This is a genomic window from Cellulophaga sp. L1A9 (assembly GCF_009797025.1).
Lineage (GTDB): Bacteria > Bacteroidota > Bacteroidia > Flavobacteriales > Flavobacteriaceae > Cellulophaga.
In genome coordinates this window covers 1,570,699-1,589,146 of record NZ_CP047027.1, presented here as the reverse complement: position 1 = coordinate 1,589,146, position 18,448 = coordinate 1,570,699, and the positions used below count along the sequence as shown (strand labels likewise).

General features: G+C 35.1%; 14 protein-coding genes. 6 read left to right on the top strand and 8 right to left on the bottom strand.

Features of this window, described 5'->3' with window-relative positions; all coding sequences use genetic code 11:
* Positions 1–173 precede the first annotated feature (173 nt).
* The 4 genes from GQR94_RS06735 to GQR94_RS06720 all read right to left on the bottom strand — a co-directional run bounded on the left by GQR94_RS06735 (position 174) and on the right by GQR94_RS06720 (position 3,330).
* Positions 174–1,727, bottom strand: a complete 1,554-nt coding sequence (locus GQR94_RS06735; protein WP_158974764.1) for an aldehyde dehydrogenase family protein — start codon at positions 1,725–1,727, stop codon at positions 174–176.
* Positions 1,728–1,811: 84 nt separating this feature from the next.
* Positions 1,812–2,171: a DUF1304 domain-containing protein gene (locus GQR94_RS06730; RefSeq protein WP_158974763.1), complete on the bottom strand. Its 360-nt coding sequence runs from the start codon at positions 2,169–2,171 to the stop codon at positions 1,812–1,814.
* Positions 2,172–2,174: 3 nt separating this feature from the next.
* On the bottom strand, positions 2,175–2,714 hold the full coding sequence (locus GQR94_RS06725) for a 3-hydroxyanthranilate 3,4-dioxygenase (RefSeq protein WP_158974762.1): 540 nt from the start codon (positions 2,712–2,714) through the stop codon (positions 2,175–2,177).
* Between the two features lie 139 nt (positions 2,715–2,853).
* A complete protein-coding gene (locus tag GQR94_RS06720) occupies positions 2,854–3,330 on the bottom strand; it encodes a CAP domain-containing protein (RefSeq protein WP_158974761.1) in 477 nt (158 codons plus the stop codon).
* 316 nt (positions 3,331–3,646) lie between these two features.
* Here GQR94_RS06720 and GQR94_RS06715 point away from each other — a divergent pair, with 316 nt between their 5' ends.
* On the top strand, positions 3,647–9,166 hold the full coding sequence (locus GQR94_RS06715; RefSeq protein ID WP_158974760.1) for an alpha-2-macroglobulin: 5,520 nt from the start codon (positions 3,647–3,649) through the stop codon (positions 9,164–9,166).
* A gap of 221 nt (positions 9,167–9,387) precedes the next feature.
* Here GQR94_RS06715 and GQR94_RS06710 read toward each other — a convergent pair whose 3' ends face one another.
* Complete coding sequence (locus tag GQR94_RS06710) at positions 9,388–9,816, bottom strand: hypothetical protein (protein WP_233268648.1); 429 nt, start codon at positions 9,814–9,816, stop codon at positions 9,388–9,390.
* Between the two features lie 166 nt (positions 9,817–9,982).
* The gene (locus tag GQR94_RS06705; protein ID WP_158974759.1) at positions 9,983–10,480 is read right to left on the bottom strand and encodes a CvpA family protein; all 498 of its coding nucleotides are present in this window, start codon (positions 10,478–10,480) and stop codon (positions 9,983–9,985) included.
* Positions 10,481–10,622: 142 nt separating this feature from the next.
* On the opposite strand from GQR94_RS06705, the gene GQR94_RS06700 reads away from it, so the two are divergent.
* From GQR94_RS06700 to pbpC, 3 genes are read left to right on the top strand one after another with little or no spacing between them, the layout of a single operon-like run.
* Positions 10,623–10,979, top strand: coding sequence for a hypothetical protein (locus GQR94_RS06700; RefSeq protein ID WP_158974758.1), 357 nt, complete (start codon positions 10,623–10,625; stop codon positions 10,977–10,979).
* Positions 10,980–10,984: 5 nt separating this feature from the next.
* The gene (locus GQR94_RS06695; RefSeq protein ID WP_158974757.1) at positions 10,985–11,296 is read left to right on the top strand and encodes an antibiotic biosynthesis monooxygenase; all 312 of its coding nucleotides are present in this window, start codon (positions 10,985–10,987) and stop codon (positions 11,294–11,296) included.
* Complete coding sequence (gene pbpC / locus GQR94_RS06690) at positions 11,293–13,641, top strand: penicillin-binding protein 1C (protein ID WP_158974756.1); 2,349 nt, start codon at positions 11,293–11,295, stop codon at positions 13,639–13,641. Before GQR94_RS06695 ends, pbpC begins: the two co-directional genes overlap by 4 nt.
* An 8-nt stretch (positions 13,642–13,649) precedes the next feature.
* Here the strand turns inward: pbpC and GQR94_RS06685 are convergent, their stop codons facing one another.
* Positions 13,650–14,651 carry an NAD(P)H-dependent glycerol-3-phosphate dehydrogenase gene (locus GQR94_RS06685; protein ID WP_158974755.1) on the bottom strand — a complete coding sequence of 334 codons (1,002 nt, stop codon included), beginning with the start codon at positions 14,649–14,651 and terminating at the stop codon, positions 13,650–13,652.
* Positions 14,652–14,822: 171 nt separating this feature from the next.
* Here GQR94_RS06685 and GQR94_RS06680 point away from each other — a divergent pair, with 171 nt between their 5' ends.
* Positions 14,823–15,743: a nicotinic acid mononucleotide adenyltransferase gene (locus tag GQR94_RS06680; protein ID WP_158974754.1), complete on the top strand. Its 921-nt coding sequence runs from the start codon at positions 14,823–14,825 to the stop codon at positions 15,741–15,743.
* A 203-nt stretch (positions 15,744–15,946) separates the two neighbouring features.
* Positions 15,947–17,575, top strand: a complete 1,629-nt coding sequence (locus GQR94_RS06675) for a SulP family inorganic anion transporter (protein ID WP_158979526.1) — start codon at positions 15,947–15,949, stop codon at positions 17,573–17,575.
* Positions 17,576–17,578: 3 nt separating this feature from the next.
* Here the strand turns inward: GQR94_RS06675 and thiD are convergent, their stop codons facing one another.
* Positions 17,579–18,391, bottom strand: coding sequence for a bifunctional hydroxymethylpyrimidine kinase/phosphomethylpyrimidine kinase (gene thiD / locus GQR94_RS06670; protein ID WP_158974753.1), 813 nt, complete (start codon positions 18,389–18,391; stop codon positions 17,579–17,581).
* Between the last annotated feature and the right edge of the window lie 57 nt (positions 18,392–18,448).

Genomic DNA, 18,448 nt, shown 5'->3' with positions numbered 1-18,448 from the left:
GAAATTAGAAAGGCAAAAAGAAACCCTTATTTCTCCCGACAAAGTTCCGGCATTGAAATAAGGGTTTTATAAAATAAATTATTAAGTGCTGTAAAGTGCCGCACTAAATATTTTGATTAGTTAGTTTTAAACCACGTTGTATTGCTTGAAGGTGCAACGTGGTTTTTTAGTATTTAAAGGTCAAATTTAATACCTTGAGCAAGTGGGAGCTCTGTAGTGTAATTTATTGTGTTCGTTTGTCTGCGCATGTATACTTTCCAAGCATCAGAACCAGATTCACGTCCTCCGCCAGTTTCTTTTTCACCTCCAAAAGCACCACCAATCTCAGCGCCAGAGGTTCCAATATTTACATTTGCGATACCGCAATCTGAACCTTGTACAGATAAGAAAGCTTCTGCTTCGCGAAGGTTATTTGTCATTACTGCTGAAGACAAGCCTTGGGCAACTCCGTTTTGAAGTTTTAATGCGTCATGGATATCTCCTGAGTATTTTAATAAGTATAATATCGGAGCGAATGTTTCGTGTTGAACAATTTCAAAAGAATTTTTAGCTTCTGCAATGGCGGGTTTTACATAGCATCCAGATTCGTATCCTTCACCAGAAAGTACGCCTCCTTCAACAACAATAGTTCCACCTTCTTCTACGACCTTCGCTAAAGCTCCTTCGTACATTTTTACAGCATCGGTATCAATGATAGGTCCTACATGATTATTTTCATCTAATGGGTTTCCAATACGTAATTGTCCGTATGCTTTTACAACAGCATTTTTAACCGTATCATAAACAGATTCATGTATGATTAAACGTCTTGTAGACGTACAGCGTTGTCCTGCGGTACCTACAGCACCAAAAACAGCACCAATAACGGTCATTTTAATATCTGCATCTGGAGTTACAATAATAGCATTGTTGCCTCCTAATTCTAATAAAGTTTTACCTAAACGGCCAGCAACTTCTTTTGCTACAATTTTACCCATACGAGTAGATCCTGTCGCAGAAATTAAAGGTACGCGAGTATCTTTAGTCATCATTTCTCCAACGGTATGATCGCCATTTATAAGGTTACAAATACCCTCTGGTAAACCGTTTGCTGCAAATACTTCTGCTGCTATGTTTTGGCATGCTATTCCGCACATTGGTGTTTTTTCACTAGGCTTCCAGATACAAACGTCTCCACAAATCCAAGCCAAAGCTGTATTCCAAGCCCAAACAGCAACAGGAAAGTTAAAGGCAGAAATAATTCCAACCACTCCTAAAGGATGGTACTGTTCGTACATTCTATGTCCTGGACGTTCAGAATGCATTGTTAAGCCATGTAGTTGTCTAGATAATCCAACTGCGAAATCACAGATATCAATCATTTCTTGTACTTCGCCTAAGCCTTCTTGATAGGATTTTCCCATTTCATAAGAAACCAGTTTTCCTAAAGCTTCTTTCTTTTCTCTTAGTTTGTCTCCAAACTGTCTTACAACTTCTCCTCTTAAAGGAGCTGGCTTTGTTCTCCATTCTTGAAAGGCCGCAGTTGCTTTCTCCATCACTTTAGCGTAATCTTCTTGCGTAGTTGCTTTTACTTTGCCAATTAATTTACCGTCCACTGGAGAATATGAAGCTATTTCTTCGCCTGAAGCAAAAAACTTTGATCCTGTTGAGGTGCCTAAATTATTAGCTGATACTCCTAAAGTCTTTAAGGCAGAATCAATACCGAAGTCTGTTGTTGTTTTTGACATTTTATAACTTTTTATTAGTTAAATGTTATATTTATTCAAAGTTACAATTAATAATTGTATCTCTGAACAACCAAAAAAATATGTTTATAAAAGTATGAGCGCAATAGTTAGTAGTGCAGGAACAGTCTGAACGAATAAAATTTTTCTAGAAACAGTCATTGCACCATAGCCACCTGCAATAGCTACACATGCAAGAAAAAATAGGGCAATATTGTTGCTCCACTCTAGGTTTGTGATAAAGAAAGTCCATAGCAACCCTGCTGCCAAAAAGCCATTGTATAAACCTTGATTGGCGGCCATAGATTTAGTGGGTTCAAATAAATCCTTAGGAAAGTTATTAAAAACTTTTTTTCCTTTGGTTGTCCAGGCGAACATTTCAAAATACATGATGTAGAGGTGTAAAAAAGCAATTACTCCTATTAAAATCTTAATTGTAATTTCCATAAATTATTCTTTTGCAATAAAACGTTCATCAACAGGCATTACGGTTCCGCAATTATCACACGTTCGCAAGGCCTCGGAACTATAAAAATGTTTAAAATGGGATAAAAAATCTTTTTCTATATCATTAAGCGTAAAGTATGCTTCGTATAGTTTGTGATTACAATTATCGCAAAACCAGAGTAAGCCATCATCTACATTCATATGATTGCGCTTTCTTTCAATCACAAGACCAATAGAATTCTCATGCCGTTCGGGAGAATGCGGAATTTTAGCAGGGTGTAAATACATGTCTCCTGGTCCTAAGGTCATTGTTTTTTTTATACCATCTTCCTGTACATGTACCTCTATATTACCTTCTAATTGGTAAAACAATTCTTCGGTTTCATTATAATGGTAATCTTTACGGGCGTTAGGTCCGGCAACAATCATTACAATATAGTCACCGGCATCTTTATATAGATTCTTATTGCCAACGGGTGGCTTTAAAGAAGCTCTGTTTTCTGCAATCCATTTGGTTAAATTAAATGGTGGAGTAATTGCCATAGTATAGTTTTTTACGAAAGTTAAAAAAACTATACTAAAACGGTACTAAAATCATAAATATAATCTTTTAGGTGCATCTTATTTTAAGATACGAAATGAACAAAGAGATCTTTGTGTACAGCGAAAACTATGGATGAGATTACTTGTAAAACAATTCGGTACAATAATATATGCCATTAACGTCTGCCTTGACACTTACCGCCGAATGAGTGAAATCTCCCTCAATAGCTTTTTTATGAATATTACTATTCATCCATGCCTTGAAAGTGGCTAGGGCATCTGCATAATTTTTTGCTACATTTTCGGATACTAAAGTAGCATTAACCTCAGATGTAAAACTAGAAGCTCTAGAACTAAAATCATCATGATTGGTGGTGCCTTTTGCGATCATGTAATCTGTATGCAAATTCGCATATTTGTATGCAATACTGCTGTATTCTAGTGTATTCAATCCATTTTCAATTCTGTAGTCGTTCACTATTGCCAGTAGTTCATTTTCAATCTCAGTGGCATTCTTAGACTCTAGGATTACTGTATTGTTTAATGACTCTGTATTGCAAGAGTAAATAACGAATACAAATAAAACCAAGATTGCCTGATGCATTCTCATTTTCATATAAGTGTTCTATTTGTAAGTAGTAAGAGGTAGAAAAGGGGGGTTTTCTAGTGTTCTATTGGTTCTCGTAAACCGTTCTTCTAAGATTGTTAAAATAAATTGAACAAGCAGTATAGAATTTCTTTTTTTCGATGAAATACAGTGTTTTTGGGTAATACTGCATTTTTTGTCATAAATAGTTGAAAGAAATGTAATAGAAGTTAAATTCTTATGTTTTAGTAATAGTCAATGCGGTAAATTTTCTAAAATTTCACGGTTTTCAGTGATTTAAGAACCTCATAAACGAAGTATATTTACAAGTAGTAAAAACCAACCTATGAAACTAAAGTATTTTCAAATTATTAGCTTACTTTTTCTTTTCCTTACAGGGTGTAATGAAAAAGTAAATACACTAGAGGATCAATCTGATAATCTTAATAAGTATCAGGAGTATGTGAGTGAAGTTACTCACGGAATTATTTCAGCAAGAAGTGATGTGAGGCTTGTTTTAAAGCAACCTGTAACTTCTTGGGAAAGTGGCACAGAATTGACAAATGTGTTATCGGTTTCTCCAAAAGTTGCTGGTAAGGTTGTGGTGTTAGACAGTCGTACGATTTCTTTTGTACCAGAAAAAGCATTTAAGCAAAATACAGAATATGCTTTTACCTTTAATTTAGGTGAAGTAATAAAAGAGGTTCCTGCGGATTTAGAAGAATTGACTTTTGTAATAAAAACCTTGGAGCAGCAATTTTCAGTGTATACCAATCCAATCCAGTCTTATTCCAAAGAAAAACAATATATAGAAGGGCAATTGAGGAGTGCAGACATCCTTTCGTTAGCTATAGCCAAGGACCTGGTGAACGTAACGCAAAATGGAAAAGATATAAAAGTGAAGTTTGATACTTCGGTAAAAGAAGGAACACTATTTCAGTTCAAAATTGATAGCATACAACGTTTTGAAGAAGATAGCGAGTTACAAATAGCATGGGATGGTACTAAGCATGATATAGATAATAAGGGAGAAAATAAAATAGTGATACCAGGAAAGAACAATTTTGTAGTTCTTGATGTGGTGGTAAAAGATACGCGGCAAAATCAAGTATTAATTAACTTTTCTGATCCACTGAAAAAAGATCAAAATTTTAAAGGGCTTGTTGTTTTAGAAGGTGATAATAATTTAAAATATAGTGTATCAGGGAATACATTAAAAGTATATCCTTCAATTGAAATAGAGGGTACCGCTTTGTTAGAGGTATTTGACGGAATATCGAGCACTAGCGGATTTAAATTAAAAAGTAAGTTTGAAGAAAAAATTGCCTTTGAGCAAATAAAACCAGAAGTAAGATTACTTTCTAATGGAACAATTTTGCCTTCTTCAAATAATCTAAAAATTAATTTTGAAGCGGTAAATTTAAAGTATGTTGATGTATCTGTATTGCGTGTTTATGAAGATAATGTTCTTCAATTTTTACAGAACAATAATTTAAACGGAAGCAGTTCTTTAAAACAAGTAGCAAGACCAATTGCAACTAAAAAACTAGAACTGGTTAATAATTTAAGTGCCAATACGGGGAAATGGTCTGCCCATGCCTTAGACCTAAAAGAATTGATAACTCCGCAAAAGGGAGCGATCTACAGGGTTGAATTTTCGTTTAAGCCATCGTATAGTACTTATAAGTGTGATGATACAGACTTTGAGACAGAAGAGGGTACAGAAGAAAATTATGATGAAGAGTCAGAGTCTAGTTCTTGGGATGGTGTAGAAGATTATTATGAGGACTACTATTATGATTATAATTGGAGTGAACGTGAAAATCCATGTCATTCTTCTTATTATTACGATAAAAAAGTAGGCGTAAATATTTTAGCTAGTGACCTTGGGGTTACGGTAAAAAAAGGATTAAATAAAAGTTACTTTGTGGCGGTGAGTGATCTTGTCTCTACAAGCCCAGTATCAGGAGCTAAAGTTACTTTTTACAACTACCAACAACAGGCAGTAGGTACTGTAACAACAGATGCAAAAGGGACTTCGTTTTTCGATGCCGAAAATAACCAAGCTTATTTTGTGGTAGCAGAGAATAACGGGCAAAAAACGTATGTAAAGATCAACGATGGTAATGTGTTATCGGTAAGTAAATTTGATGTTTCAGGCGTTTCTTTACAGAAAGGTATCAAAGGATATATTTTTGGAGAACGTGGTGTTTGGAGGCCAGGAGATAATATCTTCTTATCTTTTATGCTGAATGATAATGCAAATAAGTTGCCAGCAAATCACCCTGTTAAATTAGAATTAATGGATCCATATAATAAAGTCGTTCACCGTGAAGTGAAGACTTATGGACTGGATAATTTTTATAATTTTAATTTAAAGACAGATGAAAATGCACCTACAGGTAATTGGTTGGTGAAAATATCAGTGGGTGGGGCATCATTTACTCAAACCATAAAAATTGAAACGATTAAGCCGAATCGATTAAAAATTAAAACGGAATTTGATAGTGAGATTTTAGGAGGTTCAAGTCCTATTTATGGTGCAATGGAAGTGAAATGGCTGCATGGCGCCATTGCTAAAAATTTAAAGGCGGATATTACAGCAAAATTTAATGCCAAAACAACTACGTTTAAATCTTTTCCAGGCTACATATTTGACGATCCAACGCGTAGTTTTTCATCAGAAGATCAAGTTGTTTTTGATGGTAAAATAGATGGTGAAGGGAAAGCAAGTTTTAGTATTAATCCACAATTAAATGGAAATGCACCAGGAATGCTAAATGCCGCTTTTATTACTAAGGTCTATGAAAATGGAGGCGATTTTAGTACTGATGTATTTACAAAAACCTATGCCCCGTTTAAAACCTATGTTGGTTTAAATGTGCCTAAAGGAGATAAATCTAAAGGCATGCTTCTTACCGATGTTAAACATAAGTTTGAAGTGGTTACCGTAGATGAAAATGGAAAACCAAAAGCAACTAAAAACCTTAAGGTTTCCATACATAAAATAAGCTGGAGATGGTGGTGGGATAACTCAGCCGATAATTTATCATCATATAGCAGTAGCGAATATCATGAAAAAGTTTTTGAAGAAACGATAAGCACTTCATCCAATGGAAAAGGAACGTTTAATTTTGAATTAAAATATCCAGATTGGGGGCGTTACTTAGTTCGCGTTGAAGATGAATATGGCGGTCATGCAACCGGAAAAGCAGTTTATATAGATTGGCCAGGATGGGCAGGTAAGTCGCGTAAAAACGATCCGTCTGCGGCAACGATGTTGTTATTTTCAACAGACAAAGAAAAGTACAATGTAGGTGATGATGCTACCATTACTTTTCCAAGTTCAGAAGGTGGAAGAGCATTGGTTACGATAGAAAACGGAAGCGAAGTTTTAGAATCTTTATGGGTAGAGACCACAAAAGGAGAGACTAAATTTAAATTACCAATAAAGGAAATTTATACGCCTAATGTATATATTAATATTGCATTGTTACAACCACATGCTTCTACCTTAAATGACGCTCCTATTCGTATGTATGGTGTGGTAGGTATTGGCGTTGAAGACCCAAAAACGAAACTGGAGCCTCAGATAATGATGCCAGAAGTGCTGCGTCCAGAGGAAAGTATTACCGTAAAAATAGGAGAAAAGAATAGTAAGGCAATGACCTATACGATTGCCATTGTAGATGAAGGTCTTTTAGATTTAACACGTTTTAAAACTCCGGATGCATGGAGCACCTTTTATGCGAAGGAAGCATTAGGCGTAAAAACTTGGGATATTTATGATGATGTTATCGGTGCCTTTGGCGGAAAAATCAATCAAGTATTTGCCATTGGTGGTGATGATGAACTAGCAGGAGCAAAGAATAAAAAAGCCAATCGGTTTGAGCCTATGGTGGTTCATTTAGGACCTTTTACGTTAAAGGCAGGAGAAACCAAATCACATAAAATAGCAATTCCTAAATATGTAGGTTCTGTACGTACAATGGTAATTGCAGGAAATGCAGAAAGTGAGGCATATGGAATGGCAGAAAAAACAACTCCTGTTCGTAAGCCGCTAATGATATTGGCCTCATTGCCAAGAAAAATAACTCCAGGAGAAAAAGTAACGCTCCCTGTGACAGTATTCGCAATGGAGTCTAAAGTGAAAAATGTAACGATTAAAATAAAGAAAGACAAAGCATTTACCGTTTCTGGAGAGGCTACAAAATCACTTACATTTAGTCAGCCAGATGAGAAAATGGTGTATTTTGATTTAGATGTTGCCGATTTTAAAGGAATTGGAAAAGTAATTGTGGAGGCTTCGGGAGGAGGAGAAACAGCATCTTTTGAAATACCTATTGATGTGGTAAACCCGAATCCTATGACCTCAGAGATTCAAGATATAGTTCTTGATGCAAATGCAAGTCAGCAATTGAATTTGGAAACCTTTGGTATTGGGGGTAGTAATTCTGTTCAGGTAGAATTCTCAACCCTACCGCCAATGAGTTTTAATGGTCGTATGCAATATTTAATTAGGTACCCTCATGGGTGTGTGGAACAAACAACATCTGCAGCATTTCCGCAATTGTACTTGAGTGATATATTTGATTTGAGTTCAGCTAAAAAATCTGAAACACAGAAGAATATTGAAAATGCAATTAAACGATTAGGAGGCTTTCAGCGTCCTGGTGGCGGATTTTCTTATTGGCCAGGGTTAAATTCTACGGATGATTGGGGAACTACCTATGCAGGACACTTTTTGTTAGAAGCAGAGAAAAAGGGATATGTGATGCCTATTTCTTTTAAAACTAATTGGGTAAAATACCAACAAAGCACTGCTAAAAACTGGCGTTCAGGAAGTTCTTATTCAGATTTGGCACAAGCGTACAGGTTGTATACGTTGGCACTTTCAGGTAATGCAGACATTGCTTCAATGAACCGTTTGCGTGAAACAAGTGGAATTTCAGATGAAGGCAAATTTAGATTGGCTGCGGCTTATGGTTTAATTGGTCAGGCGAGTGTGGCACAACAAATTCTGAAAACAGCTTCGATTGATTTTCAAGCTAGTAAATATGATTATTATAGCTATGGCTCAATAGAGAGAAATAGAGCGATGGCATTAGAAACATATATTCTATTAAAAGACAAAGCAAAAGCTCAGGAATTAGCTAAAACTATTGCGGCAAGTTTAAAAGAACAACGTTGGATGAGCACGCAAAGTACTGCATACAGTCTTTTAGCCATGGGGAAATTTGCCGAAATGGTAGGAGGCAAAGGGATAAAAGCTTCAGTAACTGTTAATGGAAAAACGGAAAATGTTTCCACTAGTAAAACCTTAGCGAGTAGAACCTTAGAAATAAAGAAAGGAACGAACAGCATTAGTTTAAAAAACCAAGAAGGCAATGTGGTTTATGTTAGTATTATAAACAACGGAATTTTACCAGTAGGAAGTGAGAAAGAAATTCAACGAAATCTTGGGCTTCAAACGGTATTTAAAGGTCGTGATGGTTCGCGAATTGATGTTTCTTCAATTACACAGGGAACAGATTTTGTTGCAGAGGTTACTTTAACAAATACCACAAGTAGCGCTGTTAAGAATATGGCGCTATCGGAAATTTTTCCAAGTGGTTGGGAAATTGTCAATACGCGATTTACAGACTTCGGAGATTTTGCTCAGAATAATGTTACACATACAGACCTAAGAGATGATCGTGCTAATTTCTATTTCGATTTGAAAAAGAATGAAACCAAAACGTTTAGAATATTACTGAATGCATCGTATTTAGGAACGTATTACTTGCCGGGCATTCAGGTAGAGGCAATGTATGATAACGATTATGTTGCTAGAACAAAAGGACAATGGGTAAAAGTGATTCAATAGCAGAATACTTTTAAAGTATTTAAAAATGATATAAAAAGTGTATGTATAAAGTGTCTATTATTTTTAATAGGCACTTTTTTTTTGCTAAAGGATAAAAAATAGTTTGATAGCTAAAGACCTTCTTGGATTAATGCTAATCAGCGTCTTTGACTTATTGAACTGGTCTACTACATTGAAGAGAATAATGCTTAAGACATGCAGTAATACGCCTTTTTCGCAATTTAATTTCTAGAAGAGACTAAGCATTCTTTTTTAGCCCATTCAATAGCATCTGTTAAGTCAGTATAACGATAAATATTGGCGTTCATAAACAGCTTTTCTAATAAAGTATTGGAGTATCCTTTTTTAGAATACGTAACAATAACATAGGCTTTTAGCCTGTAACTACTTTTAAAATATTGTAACCATCCTACAGGATTTACAGAATATTTTTCCACTCTATTAGTAATATAAATTAATCCAGAACCATTTTCATCGTACAAATTTCCAATATCTTCGGTAACTGTTTTTCCATGATCTTCCCAAGAGAAAACAACACCTTCATTTATCTCAGCAACAACAAAACCAGCAAACAGATAAAACGTACCAAATGGGTAGGAAAGTTCATTAAAGGCTTCTTTGTAGTAGGGGCTGTTTTTGAGTTTTTGCAATATTTATGTTTTAGAAATTATCATATTAATAAAACAAAGGTACTTTGCAAGCCCTCTATTAACATAAAAGTTTCGTTGAAAGACAGGTTTACATGCCTGAAATCACCAAATTCTTAACTGGGACAGCATTTTTTGAAGAAAATTCGTACAAATTTAACTTAAACACTTAGCTTTCAGAAGGTTCTATTTTGAGTATTTTACTGAAAATTAATGCCCCAATAGCTTTTATAGGTTCATATAATTTTGACTCTTTTTTGGTTTCTTCGTTTATAAGATTAGCAGTTTCATTCATGGAATTAAGAAATAGTAGTAAGGCTCCCAAAATGATAGAAATTTTTAGCGCTCCAAAAATTCCTCCAGCTATTTTATTCAAAAGGCCGAGCATGGCAAAATCTGCTATTTTAGTGAGTAATTTTGCCGATAAATGTATCAATATAATAATCAGAATAAATGTGATCACAAACGAAGCGATGTTCATGTATTGTTCATTCCAGTCCATGTGCTCCGCTAAATACGCTCCAGTGAGGTACGAAAAATGAATGGCCCCATAGATACCGGCAATAAGAGCGATAATAGAAGCTATTTCAACAAATAATCCGTTTTTAAACCCGATGTAAAATCCCCAAAGAAGGATTAATCCAAAAACTATATCTAAAAAATTCATATTGTTCGCTTTAGCGCAAATATAAAACTTTGATTTGTACCTTTGAAAAGAATTGAAAATACTGTTTAATTATTAAAGGATGCGATTTTAATAGTTGAGATATGAAGTGCTATTTTTATTCAAAGGGATAAATTGAAATATAATGTCAAGAGATATACAATTAAAAGAACGCTGGGACGTGTTAATAGAAAAACTTTCAGCTCAGTTTGCTGATGGTGACGTTTTAGAATTAGATGCAATCATTTATTTGGTGGGCGTACAAGAATTAGGAAAATATCATAGAACCTATAAAAAAGACGAAAAATTAGACTTAATGCATATTGCAATTTGTCGTTTATTAGAACCTTATGGTTTTTATACGTTTGATTATTTTGATGAAGATGGTTGGCCTCACTATATTATGAAAGAAGAGTTGCCTCCGTTAAAAGCTGGTGAGCAGTCCGTTTTAATGAAAGAAGCCATTGTGAGTTATTTTATAGAAAAAGAATATATAAAATAATAAACATGGAAAAGCCTTATTATGCTGTAATATTTACATCGACAAGAACTGAAGGTGATAATGGATATGGAGAGATGGCTTATGATATGGAAGTTCTTGCAAAAAAAGAGCAGGGCTTTATTGGAATCGAAAGTGCACGCGAAGAAGTGGGTATCACCGTAAGCTATTGGGAAACCTTAGCGGCTATAACTAGTTGGAAAAAGAATATGGACCACGTATTTGCACAAAATAAAGGTCAAAAAGAATGGTATTCCTGGTATAAGGTGCGTATCTGTTTGGTGGAAAGAGAATACGAATTCAATACCCTTACTCCTTGAAAGAAAGAGTGATAAAGGTTCTAAAAAAGCATCCTAAAAAACTGTTAGTCTTAGCAGTGCTTTTAATTGCTTATTATTTTTGTTTACCCAAAGTGTTATTTAAAACCCCTACTGCTACCGTAATTGAAAGCATGCAGGGAGAATTGTTGGGTGCAAAGATAGCGGAAGATGGTCAATGGCGTTTTCCTGTAGTAGATAGTGTTCCTTTCAAATTTAAAATTTGTCTGCTCAATTTTGAAGATGCCCACTTTTATAGGCATCCTGGATTTAACCCTGTATCAATGTCTAAAGCTATCGGTGCTAACATTGTAGCAGGAAAAACAGTTCGTGGTGGGAGCACACTTACACAGCAAGTAATACGCTTATCTCGAGAAAATAAAAGAAGGTCCTATGCTGAAAAGTTCATAGAATTAATTCTAGCCACACGATTAGAGCTGAGGTATTCTAAAGAAGAAATCCTAGACCTTTATGCTAGCCATGCGCCTTTTGGTGGTAATGTAGTGGGCTTAGAAGTTGCTTCATGGCGCTATTTTGGGTTATTACCTTATCAATTATCGTGGGCAGAAGCAGCAACCTTAGCTGTATTGCCTAATGCGCCAAGTTTAATATACCCAGGAAAAAATCAGTCTAAATTATTATTGAAGAGAAATAGATTGCTGTTGAAACTTTTTAATCAAGGCCTCTTAGATAAAACAACTTATGAACTGGCATTACTAGAAGATCTACCTCAAAAACCATATGCCTTACCCAATTATGCATCGCATTTTGTTCAACACGTATCAAAAACAAAAAAAGGGGAACGTATTAAAAGTAGCATCAATCAAGAGTTACAGAAAAATGTAAATGCCATTGTTAAAAGGCAATACAACAATCTAAAGCAAAACCAAGTATATAATGCTGCTGTTTTGGTCCTAGATGTAAAAACAAGGAAAGTATTAGCGTATGTAGGTAATGCACCTACTGATAAATACCATGAGAAAGATGTAGACATGGTGCAAGCGAATAGAAGTACAGGGAGCGTTTTAAAACCTTTACTGTATTCGGCTATGCTTGATGCTGGAGAATTGTTGCCAGATATGTTAGTGCCAGATGTGCCCACGCAAATTGCAGGATATTCGCCAGAAAATTTTAATGAATCGTATAGCGGTGCTATTGAGGCGAAAAAGGCATTGGCCCGTTCGTTAAATATTCCGGCGGTTCGTTTATTGCAGTCTTATGGTCTAGAAAAATTTAGGGACCAATTGAATGTGTTTGAGTTAGGGGGACTTAATAAATCTGCAAATTATTATGGACTGACTTTAATTTTAGGCGGAGCAGAAAGTAACTTATGGGATCTATGCAAGACGTATGCAAATTTAGCAGCTACGGTAAATCATTTTAATGAAAGCTCAAGCGAATATTATGAGAAAGAATTTATAGCGCCTACTTACCTTCAGAATACAACGATAGATTTTGGCGCTAAATCTTTGAACAAGACTGTTTTTGATGCGGGAAGTATCTACTTAACCTTTGAAGCAATGAAAGAAGTGAATCGCCCAGAAGGGAGTGAGTCATGGGAATTTTATGATTCTAGCAAAGAAATAGCATGGAAAACAGGAACTAGTTTTGGCAATAAAGATGCTTGGGCAATTGGAATAACCACAGACTATGTGGTAGGTGTTTGGGTAGGTAATGCTGATGGGGAAGGTAGACCTAATGTTACTGGTGTATCTAGTGCGGCACCTATTTTATTTGATGTTTTTGATGTATTGCCAAAATCTGCTTGGTTCTCAAAACCCTTAGATGAGTTTGTTGCTGTTGATGTTTGTGCTCAAAGCGGCTATTTAGCCACCGAAAACTGTCCTATAAAAACAATTGACATTCCTAAAAAACAAAATTATGTAAAGGCTTGTGGATATCACAGGATAATACATCTAGATAAAAATAAGCAGTTTCAGATAAACTCATCCTGCGAAGAGTTGTCTAATACAATAGCTGAATCTTGGTTTGTTTTACCTCCTTTACTGGAATTTTATTATAAACGTACGCACCCAACTTATAAATCGTTACCCGAATTTAGAAGTGATTGTGTGAGCGTTTTAGTGCCAACAATGGAGTTTATTTATCCTAAAGATAGGAGTAGAATTATTCTAGCTAAGAATTTTGAAGGAAAAACAAATGAACTTATTTTAAAATTAGCACATGCTAAACCAGAAACAAAAGTGTTCTGGTATTTAGACAGTACCTTCATTAAGGAGACAAAAGATTTTCATGAAGCAGCTATTTTGCCAGACAAAGGTGATCATACTATTTCTGTGGTTGATGAATTTGGCAACGAGGCTAGTATTGTAATCAACATTCAATAGCTCCTCAATTAATCCAATTTATCAGTTAAATCTTTAAATACTTTCTTAGCGTTTTTATCATTATAAAGTATCTCATATACAGCATCTAAAATAGGTGTTTTAGACTTCTTTTTACGATCATTATTTAATTTATATGCACTTTTAGTAGCGTAATACCCTTCGGCAACCATTTTCATTTCCATCATAGCGCTTTTTACCGTGTAGCCTTTTCCTATCATGTTTCCGAACATTCGGTTTCTACTAAAAACAGAATAACCCGTCACTAATAAATCGCCTAGATAGGCAGAGTTGTTAATGTTGCGTTTCATGCTGTGTACTCTTTTTATATAGCGCTTCATTTCCCGAATAGCATTACTCATAAGGACACTTTGGAAATTATCACCATAACCTAAACCATGTGCAATTCCAGCAGCAATAGCATAGATGTTTTTCAACATAGCAGCATATTCTGTACCGATAATATCATCAGAAATTTTTGTTTTAATGTAGTCGCTACTCAAATGTTCTGCAACAATTTCAGCTTTACTTAAATCACCACAGGCAATGGTTAAGTAAGATAAACGTTCTAAAGCAACTTCTTCTGCATGACAAGGGCCACTAATTACACCTATATTTTTGTATGCAATTCCATACTTTTTATGCAGATGCTCTCCTACGATTAATCCAGTTTCAGGGACAATTCCTTTAATAGCGGAAAATAAAGTCTTACCTTTTAAGGAAACGGTAAGTTTAGACAGTTCCGTTTCTAGGAAAGCAGACGGAATTACAAAGATGATAATATCAGCATTGGTAACCGCTGTATTAATATCGTTGGTTAAGTGCAATTGCTTTGTATTAAACTCTACAGAACTTAGATAATTAGGATTGTGTCCCTGAGTTTCAATATGCTCAATAGCATCAGTATTTCGCATAAACCACTGAAGGCTATCCACGTTTTCTGTTAACATTTTTACAATTGCAGTTGCCCAACTACCACCACCCAAAACGGCAAATTTCAAATCTCTATTCATAATTCAATCTTTAAAAAATTAAAGTATTGTATTTTTCCAAGGTTTTAAAAAACCTTTCTGTCTCCTGCAAAATTAGTCAAAATCAGGATAATATAACATGATGATAATCAGGGTTGTGAAAATCTTGGCACGAGAATTGTTTTATGCTTAGCAACCATAAAATATTAAATTATGAAAATAAAATTACTATTCGGATTTGTATTCCTAGGATTATTAGCTTCTTCATGTTATACAGAAGTAATTGTAGAAGATGGTTTTATTGAAGAACCAGTTTTTAATGTTAACCAGGTTCTTGCATCAAAAGATTTGTGGTATGTAGATATTAACGCTACCCTAGGAAATGGAGAAATTTCATTTTTACAGCGAGCATTTACCGTTTCTTTTGTTAATGGAACACTGTACGCTAATAATAACCTAGTAGGTATTGGTAAATCTGGAAACGGATTTGGTATAGATGTTGGGGTCTATAATGGCGTTCGTGGTGTGTTAGAAATAGATCATGATGTAGATGGTTATTGGGATCTAGATGTTTTTGTAGTAGATAGCGCTACCATAGAACTATATCATAGAGGCACAGATACTTCTTATTTCTTAAAAGGGTATCAGCGTAGTAATTTTGATTACGATATGGTTTTCTACGAGAATATTCAGTATTTCTTACAGGAGTATGTTGCATGGGAAAAAGTATATACGAGTCAGGTTGGAGCAATAAATGATTTTGATAATGAGAATTTTTTACAATTTTTATCAGGCGATAATGGAGATTTCTTTAGGTCGTCTATAGATGGTCCTGGTACTAATTTTAATAATTTACAATGGGATTTTGAAGGAGATTACCAAGTGTATGATGTAGCAAATGATGCTTCACTTAAAGCATTAACCTTGAGTTATGATTTTATTGGAGATGATTATTTTGAGTTGTATGTAATAAATGATGGCACTATAGAATTATACCACCCTGATAGTGGAACCACTTATGAATTTAAAGGAAAAGGATATATAGAATACTTAAAGTCTAGTGATGCCGCAAAGACCAAAAAGAGAGTCAAGGTTTCAAACCCTGTAATGAATGTAACAAGACAGAAAAAATAGAAGAATTTTTAGTTGGTAGGTTGTTTAAACCGCTGTAAGGATAAGCCTTTGCAGCGGTTTTTTTCATATATTTCTTTCAGATTTATTTAGGAATTATTAAAAAGAAAAGGGCTAATCTGTTAATAATGTTATAATTAGTGATAGGTAGTATTGCGCAGTTGAAAAGTGGTACTTTTGCAACTTCAAAAAAATTAGTACAAGAAATGAATTTTATTAAAAAACTTACTTCAAATCCTAAAAACGATTTTTTCGCAGGAGTTACTGTGTCTCTAGCGATGATTCCAGAAGTGGTTGCTTTTGCTTTTGTGGCAAACATAGATCCTTTAGTTGCATTATCAGGAGCATTTATAATAGGATTAATTACTGCAATATTTGGAGGTAGACCAGGGTTAATTTCTGGAGCTGCGGGTGCTGTAGCTGTAATTTTCGTGAACCTAATTAAAGAAGGTCATGTAAGAGGTTTAGAGTTTGATATCCCTGTGGAAAATATGGGCTACTATTATTTATTAGGAGCCGTTATTTTAATGGGGTTAATACAAATATTTGCCGGAGTTTTAAAATTAGGCCGCTTTGTTCGTCTAATACCGCATTCCGTAATGATGGGATTTGTAAACGGTTTAGCCATTGTAATATTTATGGCTCAAGTTAAAATGTTTAGTCATAAGGTGCCAAATACAGACCCTGATGCCGTTGAGAAATATATGAGTGTATTTATGCACGGTCCTGAGTTATTCCTAATGATTGGGCTGGTGCTTTTTACGATGGGTATAATTCATTTTTTACCTAAGCTTACCACAAAAATTCCTGCTGCACTAACGGCTATTTTGATAACTACGTTTGGAGCTATTCTTTTAGATTTAGATGTAACCACTGTAGGTTCTTATATTAGAGAAGGTGGTGGAGATGGTTTAAGTGGTGAATTTCCGACTCCGAATAAAGAGTTATGGCAATTGTTACCCTTTGATTTAGATACTTTTACCTTCATTTTGCCTTATGCTTTCTTAGCCGCTAGCGTTGGATTAATTGAAAGTTTAATGACCTTGAATTTGGTCGATGAATTAACAGATAGTCGCGGTAGAGGTAATAAAGAATGTGTCGCACAAGGAATGGGGAACATCGCTAGTGGATTACTAGGAGGTACTGGTGGTTGTGGTATGATTGGCCAAACGGTAATTAACATCAACGCTAAGGGTAGAGGCCGTTTGTCAGGTATTGTAATGGCATTAACCTTACTTTCTTTTATTTTGTTTGCAGATACCTATATTGAACAAGTTCCAATAGCAGCATTGATTGGGGTGATGTTTATGATGGTTATAGAAACGTTTGCATGGTCTAGTTTTAGAATATTGAAGAAAATTCCTAGATCTGATGCCTTTGTTCTAATAGCAGTATCAGCAATAACTGTGTTTTTCGATTTAGCAATAGCGGTATTTATCGGAGTTATTATATCTGCTCTTGCTTTCTCTTGGGAAAATGCAAAACGAATTAGAGCTAGAAAAAGTACAGATGAAAACGGTGTTAAAACCTATGAAATATTTGGCCCATTATTCTTTGGCTCTACCACTGGTTTTACAGAAAAGTTTGATGTTGCAAATGACCCTGAAGAAGTAGTTATAGATTTTAAAGACAGCCGTATTGCAGATATGTCTGGGATTGAAGCAGTCAACAAACTTTCAGAACGTTATAAAAATGCTGGGAAGAAATTACATTTAAAGCACTTGAGTAAAGATTGTATTAAACTATTAGCTACGGCAGATGATATTGTAGATGTGAATGTTTTAGAAGACCCTAAATACAAAGTAGTTGCAGATGGTTTTAATTATGATGAATAAAGATTACCAGAATTCATAAAAATGATGTAGTGGGCCATATCCTTTTCCAAGGATATGGCTTCTACTTTTTATAATGGCAAGCTCTAAATAATTCTTTCCTTTTTTTACGGCATCTTCTAAAGAATTTCCTTGCGCTAAAAAAGTGGCAATAGCAGACGAAAGTGTGCAACCAGTTCCATGGGTGTTTTTAGAAGCTACTTTTTTTGAACTTAACATAAGTAGGGAGTCATTTTCATTGTTGTAAAAAACATCAGTTAAGAGGTCTAATTGCAAATGACCGGCCTTTAATAAAACAGAGGTGTTATGTTGTCTGCCTAATGCTTTAGCTAATGCTTTTAAATCTGATTTTTCATTTATTTGTTCGTCTAGTAATAACTCACATTCTGGAATGTTAGGAGTAATTAGCCTAGCCATTGGGAAGAGTTTTTTTTTCAAGACGGCAATGGCGTTATCCTCTAATAAGGAATCTCCTGAGCTGGCAACCATTACAGGGTCTACAACAATATTTTTTATAGGGTACTTTTTTAAGCAATGAACTACAGTTCGTATAGATTCTGAGCCGTGAAGCATACCAATTTTAACGGCATCGGCTCCAATGTCATCAAGAATGGCTTCAATTTGTTTTTTTAAATGTAGTGTAGGAATGGGGTGAATGTCAAAAACGCCAAGGGTGTTTTGTGCCGTGAGTGCTGTTATTGCAGAGGTACCGTAACCGCCACAAGCACTAATCGTTTTTAAATCTGCTTGGATGCCAGCACCGGCTCCTGAATCGCTTCCTGCAATGGATAGTACCGTGTTAAATTTTTTTAGAGCCATTGTTGTGCAAAGGTTTTGTCACAAAAGGAACGGCTGCTTAAATAACAGGTATGTTGT

Bases quoted from the DNA above. Each gene is read 5' to 3' on its own strand.
- GQR94_RS06735 (WP_158974764.1), bottom strand. From the start codon at position 1,727: ATGTCAAAAACAACAACAGACTTCGGTATTGATTCTGCCTTAAAGACT.
- GQR94_RS06720 (WP_158974761.1), bottom strand. From the start codon at position 3,330: ATGAAAATGAGAATGCATCAGGCAATCTTGGTTTTATTTGTATTCGTT.
- GQR94_RS06700 (WP_158974758.1), top strand. From the start codon at position 10,623: ATGTCAAGAGATATACAATTAAAAGAACGCTGGGACGTGTTAATAGAA.
- GQR94_RS06695 (WP_158974757.1), top strand. From the start codon at position 10,985: ATGGAAAAGCCTTATTATGCTGTAATATTTACATCGACAAGAACTGAA.
- GQR94_RS06715 (WP_158974760.1), top strand. From the start codon at position 3,647: ATGAAACTAAAGTATTTTCAAATTATTAGCTTACTTTTTCTTTTCCTT.
- GQR94_RS06685 (WP_158974755.1), bottom strand. From the start codon at position 14,651: ATGAATAGAGATTTGAAATTTGCCGTTTTGGGTGGTGGTAGTTGGGCA.
- GQR94_RS06725 (WP_158974762.1), bottom strand. From the start codon at position 2,714: ATGGCAATTACTCCACCATTTAATTTAACCAAATGGATTGCAGAAAAC.
- GQR94_RS06680 (WP_158974754.1), top strand. From the start codon at position 14,823: ATGAAAATAAAATTACTATTCGGATTTGTATTCCTAGGATTATTAGCT.
- GQR94_RS06675 (WP_158979526.1), top strand. From the start codon at position 15,947: ATGAATTTTATTAAAAAACTTACTTCAAATCCTAAAAACGATTTTTTC.
- GQR94_RS06705 (WP_158974759.1), bottom strand. From the start codon at position 10,480: ATGAATTTTTTAGATATAGTTTTTGGATTAATCCTTCTTTGGGGATTT.
- thiD (WP_158974753.1), bottom strand. From the start codon at position 18,391: ATGGCTCTAAAAAAATTTAACACGGTACTATCCATTGCAGGAAGCGAT.
- GQR94_RS06730 (WP_158974763.1), bottom strand. From the start codon at position 2,171: ATGGAAATTACAATTAAGATTTTAATAGGAGTAATTGCTTTTTTACAC.